Genomic DNA, 17,824 nt, shown 5'->3' with positions numbered 1-17,824 from the left:
AAACAGTTTAATAAGGTGGTAAGGACTATAAATGAAATTAAGTAAATTATGGTTACGTGAATGGGTTAATTTTTCATTAACTGAACAAGAATTAGCAAATCAACTGACTATGGCTGGCCTTGAAGTGGATGCGGTGAGTCCAGTAGCAGGGGAGTTTACTCATGTAATCGTTGCTGAAGTTCTTAATACCAAACCTCATCCTAATGCGGATAAATTAACCATATGCGAAGTGAATGCAAACACCGATAAGTTGCTGCAAATTGTTTGTGGTGCTTCTAATGTAAGGCCAGGATTAAAGGTAGCCTTAGCAATGATTGGCGCGTGTTTGCCAGGTGGTTTTAATATTAAAGAATCTAAATTACGTGGTGAATTGTCCCAGGGGATGCTTTGTTCTGTTAGTGAATTGGGAATGGCGGAGCAATCTGAAGGCATCATGGAGTTAGAAGCTGATGCACCTGTGGGAATGGATTTACGCGAATATTTGAGTCTTGATGATCATATTTTTGATATTGATTTAACCCCCAATCGTGCCGACTGCTTTAGTATTTTAGGTATTGCACGTGAAGTAGCTGTTTTGAACAAATTATCCTTAGAGAAAAGAAGTATTTCCGAGGTGACTCCTGGCGTTGATGATATAGTGACCATCGAATTGAAAAATACTGAGGCTTGCCCACGTTATTGTGGTCGAGTGATTCGTAATATAAATCCTAAGGCAAATACACCTTTGTGGATGAGTGAGCGCTTGCGTCGAAGTGGTATTCGAATAGTGCATCCCGTGGTGGATGTGATGAATTATGTAATGCTCGAATTGGGACAACCCATGCATGCTTTTGATTTAGCAACAATCAAAGGCGAAATTAAAGTGCGTTTTAGTAATAGCCAAGAACAGTTAGCATTGCTTGATGGGCAAGAATTAACTTTAAATGAAAAAGTATTGGTTATTGCCGACAAAGAAAAACCCTTGGCGCTGGCGGGTATTATGGGGGGAGAAGCGAGTTCGGTACAAGTGCATACACAAGATGTATTTTTAGAAAGTGCTTATTTTAATCCGATTGTCATTGCGGGTGTTGCAAGAAAGTTTGGTTTATTCAGTGACTCGTCACAACGTTTTGAGCGAGGAGTAGATCCATGTTTGCAAATAAAAGCTCTGGAACGAGCTACCGCGTTAATTTTAGAAATTGCAGGTGGAAAACCTGGGCCAGTTATTGAGGCTCAAGACAAAAAAAATTTACCAGAAACGGTAAGTTTTTCTTTTGACACAGATAAAGTTAAAAAATTAACCGGACTTAGTATTTCCTTGCAAGAAATGAAGAGCTTACTGGAAGGACTTGAAATTGTTATCGGAAAACAACGAAATAATTTCCTTGATGTTACCATCCCCTCTCATCGTTTTGATATCCAGCAGGATGTGGATTTAGTGGAAGAAATCATCCGTCTCTACGGTTATGATAATTTACATGCTCAACCTACATATACATTGGTGCAGGCGGGAAAAGCGTGTGGGAATGAGGAAATAGCGGCAAAGCTTTCACGTTGGTTTAGCAACAGAGGGTATCACGAAACAATCAGCTACAGTTTTGTTGACCCAGAATTACAACATGAACTTTATCCTAATAAAGAGTTTATGCAATTGTTAAATCCCATTTCTTCAGAATTATCACAAATGCGTGCTGGGATGTGGCCAGGATTGATCGCTTCAATGATTTATAATGTTCATCGTCAGCAAAATGCAGTTAAATTCTTTGAAATTGGTGTGGTATTTGATGTGAACAAGGGACAGCTCATTGAACATCCTTGTGTTGCAGGTTTGTTGATGGGAGAGCAAGGAAGTGCTAACTGGAGTGAGCCTACACGATCTTTTGATTTTTTTGATCTGAAAGGTGATCTTCAATCTTTATTTACTGCACTCAAATTAAATCAGGTTGAGTTCACAACAGCTGCACATGATGCGTTACATCCTGGACAATCAGCCCAGATAAAGATTAATGGAGTAGCTTCTGGATGGATAGGTATGCTTCATCCACGCTTGACCGATGCATTGGATTTGCAAGAGGATGTTTTGTTATTTGAAATAAATTTAGCGGCATTAATCGGACACGATGCGCCGCGCTATAAAACAATTTCAAAGTACCCGCAAATACGCCGAGATTTATCCTTCTTAGTTGATGCGGATATCAGCGTGATGCACATTGAATCCATTATTCGATCAACTATAAAAGAAAATTGGTTAAAATCTTTTGATGTCTTTGATGTGTATATCGGGGAAGGGGTTCCACAAGGTAAGAAAAGCCTTGCAGTTGCCTTGACTTTGCAAGATGAAAGTCGGACATTGGTGGATGCAGAGATTAATTCTCTAATTAGTGCTATAATCAATACGTTAGAAAATAAATTTTCAATCATATTGAGGGAATAATCGTGAATGCACTGAGCAAAGCAATAATGGCAGAAACCTTGTGTGATGAATTAAAGTTGTCTAAACCCGCATCAAAAGAAATGGTCGAGAATTTTTTTGAAGAGTTGCGGCATGCTCTTGAGCATGGACATCATGTAAAATTATCTGGTTTTGGTAATTTTACATTAAGGGACAAGCCACAAAGGCCGGGTAGGAATCCAAAGACAGGAGAGGAAATTCCTGTAGTAGCCAGGAGAGTTGTAACGTTTAAACCTGGTTTGAAGCTAAAAACAAAAATTGAAGCTATTGAATCTATAGGATAGTAAGCATTGGCCTATTACACTAAACATGTTCTGATATGCACCAATCAAAAGGCTGCAGGCAAGCAATGCTGCGCCAATTCTGGCGGTGAAATGTATTTTGATTATATGAAGTCGCGACTCTTAGAACTGGAAATGCATGGTCCAGGTAAAATTCGTGTGAGTAAATCAGGTTGTCTTGGACGTTGCAGTTCCGGTCCATGTGTTGTGATTTATCCTGAAGGTGTGTGGTACTCCTATTCATCATTTGCTGATATTGATGAAATCATAGAAAAACATTTAATTTCTGGCAGTGTTGCCGAGAAGCTACTGATTGATCAAGAATGATCAATGAGGTCTTAATCCGAGTTCTATTTCGCGGTGTCCAGGTCAAAATTGAACAAAAATTATTATGATTTTTGTTTGAAATTTGTTATATTTACGCGGATTTAATTAATTGTTTATAAATTTTTATCCTTTTTACTTGTAGGATGTTTCTGTTTTGGTTAAAATCGCCCGTCCATGATAGAAGATTACCAATTTAGGCGGTTCGGAGTTCATTTAATGAAGACATTTAGTGCCAAAAGCCACGAAGTCAAACGTGACTGGTTAATAGTTGATGCCAGCGATAAGGTTTTGGGTCGCTTAGCAACTGAAATTGCTCGTCGTTTACGTGGCAAGCATAAAGCTGAGTATACCCCCCATGTTGATACAGGCGACTACATCATTGTTACAAATGCAGAAAAAATTATTGTGACCGGTCGTAAGTTTACCAACAAGATGTACTATCGTCACACCGGATACCCTGGTGGAATAAAATCAGATAGTTTTGAAAAACTACAGGCCAGAAATCCTGTTAGAATTATTGAACTTGCTGTTAAAGGCATGTTACCAAAGAATCCTTTAGGTAGAGAGATGTATCGTAAGCTAAAAGTATATGCTGGAAACGAACATCCACATACTGCACAGCAACCCAAGCAACTTGATATTGAGGAATAAGTATTATGGCTGAAGTGAAGCAATACTACGGCACTGGTCGTAGAAAAAGTTCAACAGCTCGTGTGTTTTTACGTCCAGGTAAAGGCGAGATCAAGGTAAATGGCCGTACTTTACAGGAATATTTTTGCCGTGAAACTTCGTGTATGGTTGTTATGCAGCCATTAGAAACCGTTGACCTTGTTAATAAATTTGATGTTTATGTTACGGTTTCTGGCGGTGGAATTTCTGGCCAGGCAGGTGCTGTACGTTTGGGTATCGCAAGAGCATTAGTTGCTTATGATGAAACAGGATTGGCAGAAGATGCTGAGCCAAATCCAAATTCTGTTCGTAGAAGACTTCGTGCACGAGGTTTGTTAACCCGTGATTCACGTCGTGTTGAAAGAAAGAAAGTGGGCTTGCACAAAGCACGTCGTGCAACTCAATACTCAAAACGTTAACCGTTTATTGGTTACAAAACCCCGCCAATGCGGGGTTTTTTGTTTGTGTAGCCTGGGTGCAGCGAGGCGGAGCCCGGGAATCATAATTTACGAAAAGCTAGAACATTTCCTGCGTTCCGCTTCGCTGCACTCAGGCTACATACTACATAAGCAGATAATATGGTGAATCACATTACTGATCCTGATCCGGATAAAAACGATCTGGTGGATGAAGAGCGTCGCCGGTTTTTGTTAACTACAACTTGTGTATTAGGAGGGATAGGTGCTCTATGTGCCTTAACCCCTTTTGCTGCTTCTTGGTTACCAAGTGCCAAAGCTCAAGCCGAAGGTGCGCCAGTGCAAGTTGATTTAAGCAAACTGGAGCCAGGTAAGCTGGCGGTTGTTGAATGGCGGGGCAAACCCGTATGGATAATTAGACGAACTGAAGAAATGTTGCAACGTTTAACTATGTATTCCTCAAGGTTACGCGATCCGAATTCGCTGACTCGGCAGCAGCCTTCTTATGCAAAAAATCAGCACCGTTCTATTAACCCTGAATATTTGGTTCTTGTAGGGATTTGTACTCACTTGGGCTGTTCGCCAAAATACAAACCAAATCTTGGCGATTTAGGGCCTGATTGGCCTGGTGGGTTTTTCTGCCCTTGTCATGGTTCTACTTTTGATCTTTCTGGCAGGGTTTTTAAAGATGTCCCTGCACCGATTAATATGGAAGTTCCTCCATATTATTTTGTCGATAAGCAAACTATTGTGATTGGCGAGGATAAAGCATAAGTTCCATGTCGCATAAAATATAGCCTGGATGCAATTTATGATTGGTAAAGAACAAGGTTCGATTAAATGAATAAACTCTTCAAATGGCTCGATGAGCGTTTCCCTTTGATGAGCACCTGGAAAAATTATTTTGGTGCCTATTATCTTCCAAAAAATTTAAATTTTTTTTACTTTTTTGGTTCATTAGCTCTCGTGGTTTTAGTGAATCAATTCATCACGGGTTTATGGCTGACCATGTTTTATACCCCAAGCGCTGAACAGGCTTTTTCGTCCATAGAGTATATAATGCGCGATGTTAATTTTGGTTGGTTATTTCGGTATATGCATTCAACAGGTGCCTCCGCATTTTTTATTGTTATTTATTTACATATGTTTCGTGGTCTACTTTATGGCTCGTACCAAAAGCCACGAGAGCTCATTTGGCTTTTAGGAATGTTTCTCTACATCTTGCTATTAGCTGGGGCTTTTTTTGGTTATTTATTGCCTTGGGGACAAATGTCCTACTGGGGAGCTCAAGTAATCACTTCATTGTTGAGTGCTATTCCTTATGTTGGCGAACATCTTGTTGTTTGGTTAAGAGGCGATTACACCGTGGGTAATGCTACCTTACAACGTTTTTTTGCTTTGCACGTTATTGCCCTTCCATTTTTACTCTTTTTTCTGGTTTTCTTGCATGTCGTTGCCTTACATAAAGTAGGTTCTAATAATCCGGATGGAATTGAAATCAAAAATAAGCTGGATGAAAAAGGAAAGCCTTTGGATGGGATTCCATTTCATCCATACTACATAGTGAAAGACTTCGTCATGGTGATTGCTTTCCTCACCCTGTTTTTTGCAGTTGTGTTTTTCGCTCCTGAAATGGGAGGATACTTTTTAGAGCATAATAATTTTACCCCCGCTAATCCTTTAATTACCCCAGATCATATTGCTCCAATGTGGTATATGGCTCCATTTTACGCCATATTGCGGGCGATACCTGATAAATTATTGGGGGTAGTGTGCATGGGATTTGCTTTATTTGTTCTTTTCTTTTTACCTTGGCTTGATTGCAGTCCTGTCCGCTCAATTCGCTACAAAGGAAATTATTCACGAATTATGTTATTTCTAGGGATTGCTGCTTTTGTGCTATTAGGTTATTTGGGAACAATTCCCATAACCCCTGTGCGTTTGTTTTTGACTCGTATCTGCACTATATTGTACTTTGCCTATTTTTTACTGATGCCTTTTTATACTCGTTTTGAAAAGTCGCGCCCATTACCCTCTCGTTTAGGAGGGCAATAATGCGTATGCAAGGAGTAGCTTTTTACTTGTCTGTATGTTTTTTTAGCTTATTTCTACATTCAGTTGTACGGGCACATTCAGTAGAAGTTGATGTACAAGATAAGGCCAGCTTGCAAAGAGGCGCTAAACTATTTATGAATTATTGTGCTGGCTGCCACTCTTTGAACTATTTGCGCTATAATCACATGGCCAAAGGATTGGGTATAATAGGGTTTGATGGTCGAGTAAATGAAGATTTATTAAAAAATAATCTGATTTTTACGCAAGCAACAGCTTATGATCCCATTCGTATTGCTTTACCTCCTGAAGATGCAAAACAATGGTTTGGAATAGTACCCCCGGATTTATCTTTAGTTGCTCGAGCAAAAGGAACAGAATGGCTCTATAGATATTTAAATAGCTTTTATCGAGATGACTCAAGGCCTTTTGGTACGAATAATAGTCTCGTTCCCGATGTTGCTATGCCTAATATTTTAGAAACATTGAAGGATGAGCTATCCGGCGATCAGTTTAGCTATGATTTACAAAATTTGGTTGCTTTTCTTGCGTACGTTGGCGAGCCAGTACAATCAATGCGATATCGGATAGGATTCTATGTTGTTAGCTTTTTATTTGTTTTATTTCTTGTTGCTCTTGGTTTAAAAAGAGTTTATTGGCGAAAAAACGGTATAAAGTAACCCAAAAAGGTAAAAATGTGGTAAAGTGTAAGTTTTGTGTTTTGTACTTACTTTTGTTATAGATTGAATTAAATAGGAGTTGCTCATGGCAATTGTTGCGAAGCGCACTATAATGTCTTTATTTTCTGATACAGATGATGTTTACAGTCATCAGGTTCGGATTGTTTTGGCTGAAAAAGGGGTAAATGTAGAAATTCTTGCTGCCAAACAGGCAGAGCCTGGCGCTGATCTTTTATCAGTTAATCCATATGGGACAGTTCCTACTTTAATTGATAGAGAGCTTGTGCTTTATGAACCACGTATTATTATGGAGTATTTAGATGAGCGATTTCCTCATCCTCCATTATTGCCTGTCTACCCTGTTGCTCGTGCTGAAACACGAAAGATGATGCACAGGATAGAACATGATTGGTATTATTTAATGAATCGCGTTTTAAGAGATGATAATGCAGAACAGGCCAAGAAAAATTTATTCGAAAGTTTAATTGCGCTTGATCCTGTATTTGCAGATAAATCTTATTTTTTAAGTGATGAGTTTTCTTTGTTGGATTGTGCGTTAGCACCTTTGTTGTGGCGTTTGCCTCGCTTGGGAATTGAAATTACACCGGAGTTTAAAGGAATAATTGCTTACATGCAGCGCTTGTTCAAACGTGATTCGTTTCAAGCAAGTTTGACTGATGCTGAGCGCCAACTAAGAGCGGCATAAATAATGACAATGACATCAAACAAACCTTATTTAATTCGCGCAGCTTATGATTGGATAGTAGATAACGAATTAACTCCCTATATTCTGGTGAATGCTGCATATCCGAGTGTGCAGGTGCCGAGAGAGCATGTAAACCATGATCGCATTGTGTTAAATATTTCTCCGGCAGCAACTCGCGGTCTTTTGTTGGAAAATGATCGAATTATCTTTACTGCGCGTTTTTCAGGGAAAACAGAGCAGATTTTTGTTCCACCAGGATCAGTATTAGAAATTTATGCTAAAGAAAATGGCAGAGGTATTGCTTTTGCTATCGAAGATGAGGAAGAGCCGCCTCCAGCATCTTCTGGCTCCTCAGGTACTGAATCTGATGGTTCAACTGCTTCTAAAAGTAAGCCTTCGTTAAAATTAGTCAAGTAAATGGAAGTAGCCTGGTGTAAAGACGAAGACAAACCCCGAGAATTCTGAATCGGGTTTATTCACTCTATCCTAGGCTACATATAAGAAACGTGTTCGAAATATAGCGTTATCCACTGAGTTCTAGGCAAGGCGCAAGTGAAAGTGAGGCGAAGGAGTGTACACAAAAGTACATGATTGAGCCGAACGAGCTTACAACGATGTATAGAACTTAGTGGGTGGCGCTATAGTAAATTTGGAGCACAAGGTGATCATGCCAACAAATGCGCTATATCGTTGTGAGCAAATTAGAGCTTGTGAGCAACAGGCTGCTTCTTTATTTCAATTAGATGAAAATGCACTTATGTCTCGTGCGGGAGCAGAGGCATTTTTTCTTATAACAAAATTATATCCACATGTTCGACATATCGCTGTGTATTGTGGTGCAGGAAATAATGCTGGCGATGGATATGTGGTGGCACGTTTAGCGCATGAACATGGATTATTAGTGACTATTTACCAATGTAAAGCGGTGGCTGATCTCCCTATCGCTGCACAACATGCAGCTTTAATGTCTATAAATGCAGGAGTTGAGTGTCAAGCTGCAGATGAGCCATTAGACAGTGAAACAGAGTTAGTTATTGATGCCTTGTTAGGGATTGGCCTGAAAGGACCTGTTCGTGGAGCTATCGTATCGGCAATTAATCAGATCAATACGAGTGGGCTACCTGTCGTAGCTTTAGATATTCCATCAGGTCTTAACGCAGATACAGGCAAGGTAGAGAATTTTTGTGTTAAAGCCAATACCACTTTAACGTTTATCGCCCAGAAATCGGGCATGTATACCGCAGATGGTCCTGACTATTGTGGGGATATATACTGTTGTTCTTTACAACTTGATTCCTGCGTAACTCAATTGACTCCTGCGGCATATCTTTTGAGCTCAGATTCTTTAGCTTTGCCGCTTGTCGGACGCAAAAAAAATTCACATAAGGGAAATTATGGTCATGTTTTAGTTATTGGTGGAGGGCCAGGAATGCCTGGGGCTATTAGCCTCGCTGCCAAAGCTGCAATGCGAACCGGGGCCGGTTCCGTAACTGTTGCAACTTGGCCTGAACACGCAAAGAGCGCCTTATCGTTAATCCCTGAGGCCATGGTAAGTGCTGTGGAAACCGCTAAAGATTTAATACCGCTTTTAGATCGAGCTTCAGTGTGTATTATTGGCCCTGGTCTAGGAGAAAGTGAATGGGCTACTAACCTGTTTTCAATGGCAATTACATCACAATTACCTATGGTTATTGATGCATCAGCATTACGATTGTTAGCCGAAAACGCACAGATGGATGATAATTGGATATTAACCCCACATCCTGGTGAGGCTGCTTGTTTGCTTTCTTGTTCTACTGATTTGATTCAGAAAGATAGATATCAGGCGACAGAAAACATCCAGAAGCAATACGGTGGAGTCGTTGTACTGAAGGGAGCTGGAACTGTAATTCAAACAGCAGAGAAAGACGCATTTGTTTGTCCTCGTGGTAACCCTGCTATGGCTAGTGCTGGTATGGGCGATGTGTTAAGCGGTATTATCGGGGGGCTTTGTGCTCAAGGATTTTCTTTATCCGAAGCAGCACAATGTGGTGTATGGGTTCATGCGGTTGCTGGAGACTTGTTAGCAAAAAAAATGGGAGGGACTGGTTTATTAGCCAGTGATTTATTTGATGTTTTACCTCATGTCTTGAATTATCCTGAATCATGATAAATAGCGAATCGAATACGGTTAAAACACTGGAGTTACCCGATGAAACGGCAAGCGAGAAATTTGCCGCTCATCTGGCTTCTTGTCTTTATCCTTCCTTGATCATGACCTTTAGTGGTGATTTGGGAGCAGGGAAAACAACTATTATTCGCGCCATGTTGAAACATCTAGGCATTCAGTCTGCAATCAAAAGTCCCACCTTTTCATTAGTAGAAAGTTATACATGCAATCATTTAACCATACACCATTTTGATCTCTACCGAATACACCATGAGGAAGAGTTGGAATACATGGGATTCAGGGATTATTTTACCCAAGAGAGTATCTGTTGTATTGAATGGTCAGAACATGCTGGAGGAGCATTGCCTCAAGTAGATATTCGTTTTAAGTTAGGTATTAAAGGGGCTGGACGTGAAATGCAAATTACTGCATTAAGTACAGCGGGTAAAAGAATTTTAGCTCGCCTGGCAGGTGAAAGATGATATTTCGCTCATGGTGTTTTGTTGTGATGTGTCTTTACTCTATTGCGTCATTTAGTGCTCAACTACAGTCCATTGTTTTAAAACAAAAGGGGAACCAAACCTCGCTTTTTCTAACCATTAATGGACCATTCACCCATAAATTATTTTTTTTGAATCATCCTGAGCGAGTTGTATTGGATTTAAAGGAAACTCTACTTGCGGTGGATTTAAATCAATTGGGTTTAATTAATGGACTAGTAAAACAAGTTCGTAGCGGGTATTCTGAACCAAGAACTCTAAGATTAGTTTTTGAAGTAAGTCAAAAAGTACAACTGAGATCATCTCCTTGGAAGCCTAATGGTGCTTTTGGAGGTATACGTGTTGATTTGATACATAGTGGCCGCCATGTTGCACCAATTGCAGCAAGTGTTTCTAAAGCTGCACCTACATTACCGAAAGCATCTACTGCACCAAAAATACAACAGGCTAAATTAACTGCAAAAATTGAATCCAAGCAACCTGTCCCCCCTATTTTAACAAATCAGAAACCCATTAAAGTAAGTAGTAGACCTTCTAAACTACGAGATGTTATTGTTGTTTTGGATGCAGGTCATGGAGGCAAGGACCCTGGAGCTCGAGGCCCACGTAATTCCCGAGAAAAGGATGTTGTCTTGGCAATTACTTTAAAACTAAAACAATTAATCGACAGACAGCCTGGTATGCGTGCAGTATTGACTCGTTCGGGAGATTATTACGTGGGTCTTCGACAACGCCTGGATATTGCCAGAAAATATAATGGTGATGTTTTTGTTGCCATTCATGCGGACGCATTTAATAACCCACATTCAAATGGTGCTTCGGTATTTGCTTTATCACAAAGAGGAGCAACAAGTGAGGCAGCACGTTGGCTTGCAGAAAAGGAAAACTATTCCGAATTAGGCGGGGTGAATTTAGGTGATTTGGATGATCAAAATGGGGTTGTACGGTCTGTGCTCATTGATCTATCACAAACAGCTACGATTAATTCAGGTTTGCAAATGGGGGGCCGTGTTTTAAATCAGCTTGGTAATTTTACTAATTTGCATAATAACAAAGTGGAGCAAGCTGGGTTTGTAGTTTTGAAGTCTGCTGATATCCCTTCGATTTTGGTAGAAACAGGATTTATTTCAAATCCTATAGAGGAAAGAAATCTAACTAACCCTGCTTATCAAGCTCGTTTGAGCCAAGCAATTTTTCAAGGCATTAAAGGATACTTCTGGGAAAATCCTCCTCACGGATCACGCATTGAAGCAATGACGACGAATAATGTTCATTTGGTTCGTGCTGGGGAAACGTTACCTGCTATCGCTGCACGTTATCATGTTTCAGTTGCGGCTCTGCGATCCATAAATCATTTGCGCGGCATTACGCGACTTAAGCCAGGGCAAAAATTGGTGATTCCTCAGGCATGGGCATAAGAATTCAGCAATTACCTTCACTTATAGCAAATCAAATTGCTGCGGGAGAAGTAATAGAACGACCGGCGTCGGTAGTGAAAGAATTACTGGAAAATTCTTTTGACGCAGGTGCGGACGCGATTATTATAGAAATAGGTTATGGCGGCCTAAATCAAATCAAGATCAGTGATAATGGAATGGGTATCGTAGCAGAAGACTTGCCCTTGGCAATTGCTGCACATGCGACAAGCAAGATCAGTACGCTTAACGATTTATATGCAATTGATAGTATGGGTTTTCGTGGTGAAGCGTTAGCCAGTATTGCTTCTGTAGCAAAAGTCACCATTAGCTCCAAACCTGAACAACAAGAAACGGCAATGATGGTGCGTGTACAGGGTACAGAAAGAGCAATATCTCCTTGTGCTCGCACTGTAGGAACAACAGTGGATGTTGTTGATTTATTTTTTAATACGCCGGTACGAAAACGATTTTTAAAAAGCGAAAGACTAGAATTTCAAGCAATCGAAACCGTAGTAAAGCGTTTTGCTTTAAGTGCCCCTGGGATTGCATTAACACTAAAACACAATGGGAAACAGGTTTTATCTCTTCCTGCTGCAACTAATGAACAAACTCGCTTAACACGTATGACCCGTATACTGGGGAATGTTTTTGTTAAAGAATCAATTTATCTTGATGTAGAGCATGGTGCAATGAAACTCTATGGATGGATAAGTAATTCCAATTTTCAGCGCAGTCAGAATGATCGATTGTGGGTTTATATTAATCAGCGCATGGTAAAAGATAGGCTAATTCAACAGGCGCTAAAGCAGGCATATGAGGGTTTGTTATATCCTGGTCGTTTTCCTGCCTGTGTGTTGTATTTGACGATTAACCCTGCAGAGGTAGATGTGAATGTACATCCTACCAAGCATGAGGTGCGCTTTCAGCAGCCTCGCTTGGTTTTTGACTTTTTTACTTCGCAATTGACTGCCGCGTTGAAGTCAAAAAATGAGTTCGATGAAGAGGCATCATATGCATTATTAGAGCAACCGAGTCGTGAGCAAGAGCAAGCGATTTATGAACCCTATCCTAAATTGGATGCATCAAGCAAAAGTGTTTATAATTCAGAAGCTGAATTATCCTGGGTCATTTTAAATAACCGACACATTTTGGCATTTATCAATCAACAACCGTATGTTGTTGATGTTGTGACCTTGCATCAATACAGGTTGCAGCAGCAAATATTTCAGTTGGTTTTGCCTTTGGCAAGTAGACCTTTATTGGTGGCGGTTCGTTATTCCTTCCCTCTAAAACGACGAAGTAGTGCTCCTGAGCTAGAAGAGTGCCTCAAACAATTAGGAATGAATCTTGAATGGTTAGGAGATAATGAAGTAGTCATTCGCAGTATGCCGCTGTGTATGCCCTATTTAGATTTGCGGTTATTCTTAGACTCTGTTGCTGCTTGTGAAGTAGTGAATCAGAATACATTACTTGAATTAATGAATCGCTCGCAAACATTTGATCCAAGACTTTTAAGTCTCGAGGAAAAAATGGAATTAAATGAGTTATTCCTTAGGCTATATAATGAAGAAAATAAAAGACCGGGACTATTTAAAGTGTTAACAAGCGAAGATTGTAAAAATTTATTGAAGCTAGATTCATGATGTTTTTTAATTGAGATAATGAATGGTTAAATTAATTTTTTGTTTGATGGGACCAACTGCTTCAGGAAAAACGGCTTTAGCTTGTGAATTAATAGCACGATATCCTTTTGAAATTATTAGCGTTGATTCCGCAATGATTTATCGTGATATGAATATAGGAACTGCCAAGCCAACTCCTCAGGAGCTGCACATAGCGCCGCATCACTTAATTGATATCAAGGATCCTGTTGAGTCCTATTCTGCTGCTCAATTTTGTACTGACACTTTATCTTTGTGTAACGCAATCATCAAAAAAGGCAAAATCCCTTTGCTTGTTGGGGGAACGATGATGTATTTTAATGCGTTACAAAAAGGCTTATCTGCTTTGCCTGAGGCGAATCCGGTGATACGTCAGCAATTGGAAGATGAAGCAGCTTTATTGAGTTGGCCTGTTCTTCATCAAAAATTGATACAAATTGATCCCGAATCTGCCGCACGAATTCATGCTCATGACGCACAACGAATTCAACGTGCATTAGAAGTTTATTATGTGACGGGTAAAACCCTGTCTGCGTTTCTTAAGCAGCATAAGGAAAAGCCAGATTATCATTTTGTGAATTTTATTCTCTTTCCAGAGCAAAGAGCGTGGTTGCATGAACGCATCGCACAGCGTTTTGATCATATGTTAGCCGAAGGTTTTATTGAAGAAGTAAAACAGCTACAACAAAAATGGCATTTAACCATAAACTTACCCTCCATGCGCTGTGTAGGATATAGGCAAGCTCTCGAATATCTGCAAGGCGGTTATGATTATCCTATAATGCGTGACAAAGGGATTGCTGCTACCCGTCAATTGGCGAAACGTCAATTAACCTGGCTCAGGCATTGGGGAGATGCCTTTTATTATGATCCACAAAATGGGTCTTTTCGCGATGAGATTATAGCGAAAATTGAGGAAATATTAGATAATCCTATTAAATAAGATTTAAAGGAACATCATGTTAAAAGCCAAAAAGAAAGAACCCGCGAGTACAAAAAAAAATTATGTAGTACACCGTAATGAATTACCTCTGAGCTGTCCGACAAAGGATATGGTGTTATGGAATGCTCACCCAAAGGTTTACTTACCTATTGAAAAGACCGGAGTAGAAGTGTGTCCTTATTGTGGTTCGCGATTTGTTTTACAGAATGATTAAATCCATCTGTATTGTACGTTTATCTGCATTAGGTGATGTTCTAATGGCTGTTCCACTCATTAGAACCTTACAAGCCAATTTACCGCAAGCCAAGTTGACTTGGATTATTTCCAGGCCTGCTTTTGATTTGGTAGAAGGGATGGATGGAGTAGAATTCATTTTAATTGATAAGCCGAACAGTATTGTGGACTACTGGCGCTTTAAAAAACAAATGAGAGGACGTACCTTTGATGTGTTATTAGCGCCGCAAGCGAGCCTCAGAACAAATTTACTTTACCCCCTGATCAAAGCAAAAAGAAAAATAGGTTACGATGAACATCGAGCAAATGATGCCCATGGCTTATTTGTTAATGAACGAATTACTCCGGGTTTAGAGCATACCTTGGATGGTTTTTTGAAATTTGCTCAGGCCTTAGGAATAAAGGAACGTGTTATTCGCTGGGATTTACCTATTTCTCCTGCAGATTATGAATGGGCAGAACAACAGTTACCAAAGCAAGGTCCAATTTTGATAGTTAATCCAGCGGCAAGTAAACCTGAGCGTAGTTGGCCCGTTGCCCGTTATATTGAAGTCTTGCAAAAAGCACGAGAAAAATGGAATGTACACGTGATAATTACCGGAGGGCCAATTGATTTTGATAAACACTTGGCAGAACAAATTACACAAGTGATTCCTACTGCAATTAATCTTGTAGGCAAAACCAAACCCAAGCAATTATTGGCACTTATCAGCAAAGCAACCGTAGTTCTTTGTCCGGATACTGGTCCTTCACATATGTCTACTGCGGTAAACACCCCAGTTGTTGCCTTACACGCGGTGACCAACCCTCTTATTTCTGGTCCTTATCTTTTTCAACATTTGGTTGTAAACCATTATCCTGAAGCTGCAGAAAAAATTCTCGGTAGCAAGTGTATTGAAGATGTTTGGGGAGAGCATGTTCATGGTGACGAGCCTATGCAATTAATTTCTGTTGATGAAGTGATGGAAAAGTTATCTATTATTTTAAATAACTCCACTGAGAATTTAATATGATGTATACCTTAAAACCAGATTTATTTTACCAGAAGAATCTTACTTAGTTCTTTTGGTAAATTGAAAATCTCATGCCAGGAGCGGAATAATGTCTGAATTTGCGCCTATCTCTCCAGACCCAGCCTACATCTGTCTAAAAAACATTATCAATACCAGAAGCCTCTTCATTTGATGAGGATAGGTTTTCTTCAGAAAGCTTCTTACCAACAAAGAGTCCGATATATTGTTGCGCTGCTTTAAAAGAGATGGTCCCTTCTTCTTGGGTTTTGGGAATAAGCGTCGCATAAATTTCCTCTTCTTTTTCGGAATGAAGTCCCGTTTTTTGATGACGTTGATTTGCTTTATCAAATTTACGATGTAGGTCATGACAAATGCCTAACAATAATTTTGCTTTGACAAAAGAAAATGTCTCTTCTATTTCTTCTTGTAAAAGCTCTTCTCCTCGAGCGGCCAGCTTTTCCATCCCATGGTTTTTTTCTATTAAATGGGGCTTATTATCTATTAGAGTGATGAGCCCTCTTAGAAGGGGTTTCAAAGTCCATGCTAAAGGCCAGAGGGCTAATTCTAATAAGCCCCTTGCTAGAGTGAATAGCCCATCCGCAAAACGGGAAGGCTTTACTATACCCGTAACAATTTTTACCAGTCCGCTGGTAATATTTACTGTGCCCACAAGTGGCTGCTTAAAATCATTAGCCAGTTGATATGTCCCTTTGTATGGTTTAAAAAAATCAATAAAGAGTTTACCCATTTTTTTCAGGGAATATCGAATGGGCACATAAGCGAATTGTCCTAACTTAATGTCCGGATTGTATGCTCGATGCGGATAGGGTTCATAGCGAATTTTATCTCCGGGGTGTGTTTTAGTGAGTAAACGAAAATAAGATTGGATTGCTTGCTCTTTTTGAGCAGGAGGTTCGAAATGTGAAAAACCTTTCATTTTTCGTACGAATTTAACTATCTTGAATGCAGGTTTTATTTTTAGAGCACTATATTCTTTCACTTCATCGATTTTTTTATCTGCAAAAAGTGAAAACCAATTTTGATAGTCCTCTAGCTTTTCTTTGAGTAATTTTTTGTCCAGGTCACCGACAAGAGCTGGTTTTAGTAGTTCAACATATTTAGCTAAAGCCTCTAAGCCAGCATTAAATCCTTTAAAATAAGATAATCCTAAAGCGGCATCACCATTTAACGAGATTTGAACCGGTTCTTCCAGGGAGTCGTCTGCACCTTTGTATTCAGTAACTACTTTCTTGGCTTTAGAAGCAGGTAGTTCATTCACACTAATGCGAATGGAGTCCTTATCAAGTTTGCCATTCTCGGATCCCATAAGAACGGATTCAATGTGATTGCTAATAAAATTACGAAGATGTGGAGGTACCTTGGCGAATCTTTCTCGTTCATCTTTTTCTGTATCGTTTGCAAAGGGTTTAATCGCTTTTTTAGCGGTAAACTGTTTTAGAGGAAGATAATCTTCTTTAGGAATAATTAATTGTACTGTGATTGGCGTTTTTCCTGTTTCAGGATCTTTCTTACCTATTTGTTGTGTCGCAACTAAGCCTTGGCGTGCCAGATTTTGATAAAAGGAAACACTCTTTTCCCATGATTTTTCTGTATCTGCATTCCCTTCAATTTCATAACGAATTTGCATTGCAAAATCGACTTCAGTGTGTTCGTGATTTCCTTTGGGAAATAATTTTTCATTGACTACACTATGCGTTCCATCAGCACCTACAATAAGTTTTGGCTTATAGCCTAATACTAACTGATCAATAGTTTTTTCAGGTACAGGTATCCCTTCTTTAGTTTTCTCTTCTACTGTGGTGATAACTGTTTCTACACCGGCAGCTTCGGCTATTTTTTTAAATTGCTCTTGAATATGATTCGTGCGTATATGGGGTTTTTTACGTAGGGTTTTAAGAAGTTTTTTTAAATCAGGGTCATTCTGGGCGCCTGTAGCAATCATGAGTTTTTCTAATTGCTTGGGCTGCATGACCAGAGTATGCTTGCGCTCAAATTCAGGATATTTTTCTAAAACAACTACTTTTAAATCCTTATTTAATTTTTTAAATGCCATTGCCTGAGCATAACCAATGGGTCCACCACCAACGATGACTATATCTGCTTCTTTCATTAAGTACCCTTTCAGGTTATCTCATATTTAAAACCTATATTTTATCATTTGCTCTATTTGTGATCAAATAGTTTTAAATTTTCATTGGATGTAAATAAAACGATTTAGAAGGGGTGCTATAATGCGAGAAACATCGGATAATTGCATTTGTCGCCTTGAGATCACAATTTGTGACCTCAATATGATGCGCAATATAAAGTTTGGGAAAACGTA

At 39.5% G+C, this 17,824-nt stretch carries 18 protein-coding genes; 17 read left to right on the top strand and 1 reads right to left on the bottom strand.

Annotation, left to right across the window (positions count from 1 at the left end):
- The first annotated feature begins 31 nt into the window (after nt 1–31).
- From pheT to Ltuc_RS13795, 17 genes are all read left to right on the top strand, one after another.
- Nucleotides 32–2,413 (top strand): phenylalanine--tRNA ligase subunit beta, encoded by a 2,382-nt coding sequence (gene pheT / locus Ltuc_RS13875; RefSeq protein ID WP_058521952.1) that lies wholly within the window; start codon nt 32–34, stop codon nt 2,411–2,413.
- A 2-nt stretch (nt 2,414–2,415) separates the two neighbouring features.
- On the top strand, nt 2,416–2,715 hold the full coding sequence (locus Ltuc_RS13870) for an integration host factor subunit alpha (RefSeq protein WP_058521951.1): 300 nt from the start codon (nt 2,416–2,418) through the stop codon (nt 2,713–2,715).
- Between the two features lie 6 nt (nt 2,716–2,721).
- Nucleotides 2,722–3,039, top strand: coding sequence for a (2Fe-2S) ferredoxin domain-containing protein (locus tag Ltuc_RS13865; RefSeq protein ID WP_058521950.1), 318 nt, complete (start codon nt 2,722–2,724; stop codon nt 3,037–3,039).
- Between the two features lie 216 nt (nt 3,040–3,255).
- Nucleotides 3,256–3,690, top strand: coding sequence for a 50S ribosomal protein L13 (rplM, locus tag Ltuc_RS13860; protein WP_058521949.1), 435 nt, complete (start codon nt 3,256–3,258; stop codon nt 3,688–3,690).
- A gap of 5 nt (nt 3,691–3,695) precedes the next feature.
- Nucleotides 3,696–4,127, top strand: coding sequence for a 30S ribosomal protein S9 (rpsI, locus tag Ltuc_RS13855; RefSeq protein WP_058521948.1), 432 nt, complete (start codon nt 3,696–3,698; stop codon nt 4,125–4,127).
- Between the two features lie 159 nt (nt 4,128–4,286).
- Complete coding sequence (petA, locus tag Ltuc_RS13850; protein ID WP_058521947.1) at nt 4,287–4,898, top strand: ubiquinol-cytochrome c reductase iron-sulfur subunit; 612 nt, start codon at nt 4,287–4,289, stop codon at nt 4,896–4,898.
- Nucleotides 4,899–4,964: 66 nt separating this feature from the next.
- Nucleotides 4,965–6,179: a cytochrome b gene (locus Ltuc_RS13845; RefSeq protein WP_058521946.1), complete on the top strand. Its 1,215-nt coding sequence runs from the start codon at nt 4,965–4,967 to the stop codon at nt 6,177–6,179.
- Nucleotides 6,179–6,856 carry a cytochrome c1 gene (locus tag Ltuc_RS13840; RefSeq protein ID WP_083498113.1) on the top strand — a complete coding sequence of 226 codons (678 nt, stop codon included), beginning with the start codon at nt 6,179–6,181 and terminating at the stop codon, nt 6,854–6,856. Before Ltuc_RS13845 ends, Ltuc_RS13840 begins: the two co-directional genes overlap by 1 nt.
- An 85-nt stretch (nt 6,857–6,941) precedes the next feature.
- On the top strand, nt 6,942–7,562 hold the full coding sequence (sspA, locus tag Ltuc_RS13835) for a stringent starvation protein SspA (protein WP_058521945.1): 621 nt from the start codon (nt 6,942–6,944) through the stop codon (nt 7,560–7,562).
- Nucleotides 7,563–7,565: 3 nt separating this feature from the next.
- Nucleotides 7,566–7,979 carry a ClpXP protease specificity-enhancing factor gene (locus tag Ltuc_RS13830; RefSeq protein ID WP_058521944.1) on the top strand — a complete coding sequence of 138 codons (414 nt, stop codon included), beginning with the start codon at nt 7,566–7,568 and terminating at the stop codon, nt 7,977–7,979.
- Between the two features lie 250 nt (nt 7,980–8,229).
- Entirely contained in the window at nt 8,230–9,711 is a 1,482-nt protein-coding gene (locus tag Ltuc_RS13825; protein WP_058521985.1) for a bifunctional ADP-dependent NAD(P)H-hydrate dehydratase/NAD(P)H-hydrate epimerase, read from the top strand.
- Nucleotides 9,708–10,193 (top strand): tRNA (adenosine(37)-N6)-threonylcarbamoyltransferase complex ATPase subunit type 1 TsaE, encoded by a 486-nt coding sequence (gene tsaE, locus Ltuc_RS13820; protein ID WP_058521943.1) that lies wholly within the window; start codon nt 9,708–9,710, stop codon nt 10,191–10,193. Before Ltuc_RS13825 ends, tsaE begins: the two co-directional genes overlap by 4 nt.
- Nucleotides 10,190–11,629 (top strand): N-acetylmuramoyl-L-alanine amidase family protein, encoded by a 1,440-nt coding sequence (locus Ltuc_RS13815; protein ID WP_058521942.1) that lies wholly within the window; start codon nt 10,190–10,192, stop codon nt 11,627–11,629. The genes tsaE and Ltuc_RS13815 overlap by 4 nt, the downstream gene beginning before the upstream one ends.
- The gene (mutL, locus tag Ltuc_RS13810) at nt 11,620–13,272 is read left to right on the top strand and encodes a DNA mismatch repair endonuclease MutL (protein WP_058521941.1); all 1,653 of its coding nucleotides are present in this window, start codon (nt 11,620–11,622) and stop codon (nt 13,270–13,272) included. The genes Ltuc_RS13815 and mutL overlap by 10 nt, the downstream gene beginning before the upstream one ends.
- A gap of 22 nt (nt 13,273–13,294) precedes the next feature.
- Nucleotides 13,295–14,233, top strand: coding sequence for a tRNA (adenosine(37)-N6)-dimethylallyltransferase MiaA (miaA, locus tag Ltuc_RS13805; RefSeq protein ID WP_058521940.1), 939 nt, complete (start codon nt 13,295–13,297; stop codon nt 14,231–14,233).
- Nucleotides 14,234–14,249: 16 nt separating this feature from the next.
- Nucleotides 14,250–14,447 carry a zinc-finger domain-containing protein gene (locus Ltuc_RS13800; protein ID WP_058521939.1) on the top strand — a complete coding sequence of 66 codons (198 nt, stop codon included), beginning with the start codon at nt 14,250–14,252 and terminating at the stop codon, nt 14,445–14,447.
- Entirely contained in the window at nt 14,440–15,480 is a 1,041-nt protein-coding gene (locus tag Ltuc_RS13795) for a glycosyltransferase family 9 protein (RefSeq protein ID WP_058521938.1), read from the top strand. The genes Ltuc_RS13800 and Ltuc_RS13795 overlap by 8 nt, the downstream gene beginning before the upstream one ends.
- A 133-nt stretch (nt 15,481–15,613) precedes the next feature.
- Here the strand turns inward: Ltuc_RS13795 and Ltuc_RS13790 are convergent, their stop codons facing one another.
- Nucleotides 15,614–17,611 carry a hypothetical protein gene (locus Ltuc_RS13790; RefSeq protein ID WP_058521937.1) on the bottom strand — a complete coding sequence of 666 codons (1,998 nt, stop codon included), beginning with the start codon at nt 17,609–17,611 and terminating at the stop codon, nt 15,614–15,616.
- Nucleotides 17,612–17,824 lie beyond the last annotated feature (213 nt).

The sequence above is a fragment of the Legionella tucsonensis genome (assembly GCF_001468035.1).
GTDB lineage: Bacteria > Pseudomonadota > Gammaproteobacteria > Legionellales > Legionellaceae > Legionella > Legionella tucsonensis.
Note: the sequence above shows the minus strand (reverse complement) of the source record. Positions and strands in the feature narration are given on the sequence as shown.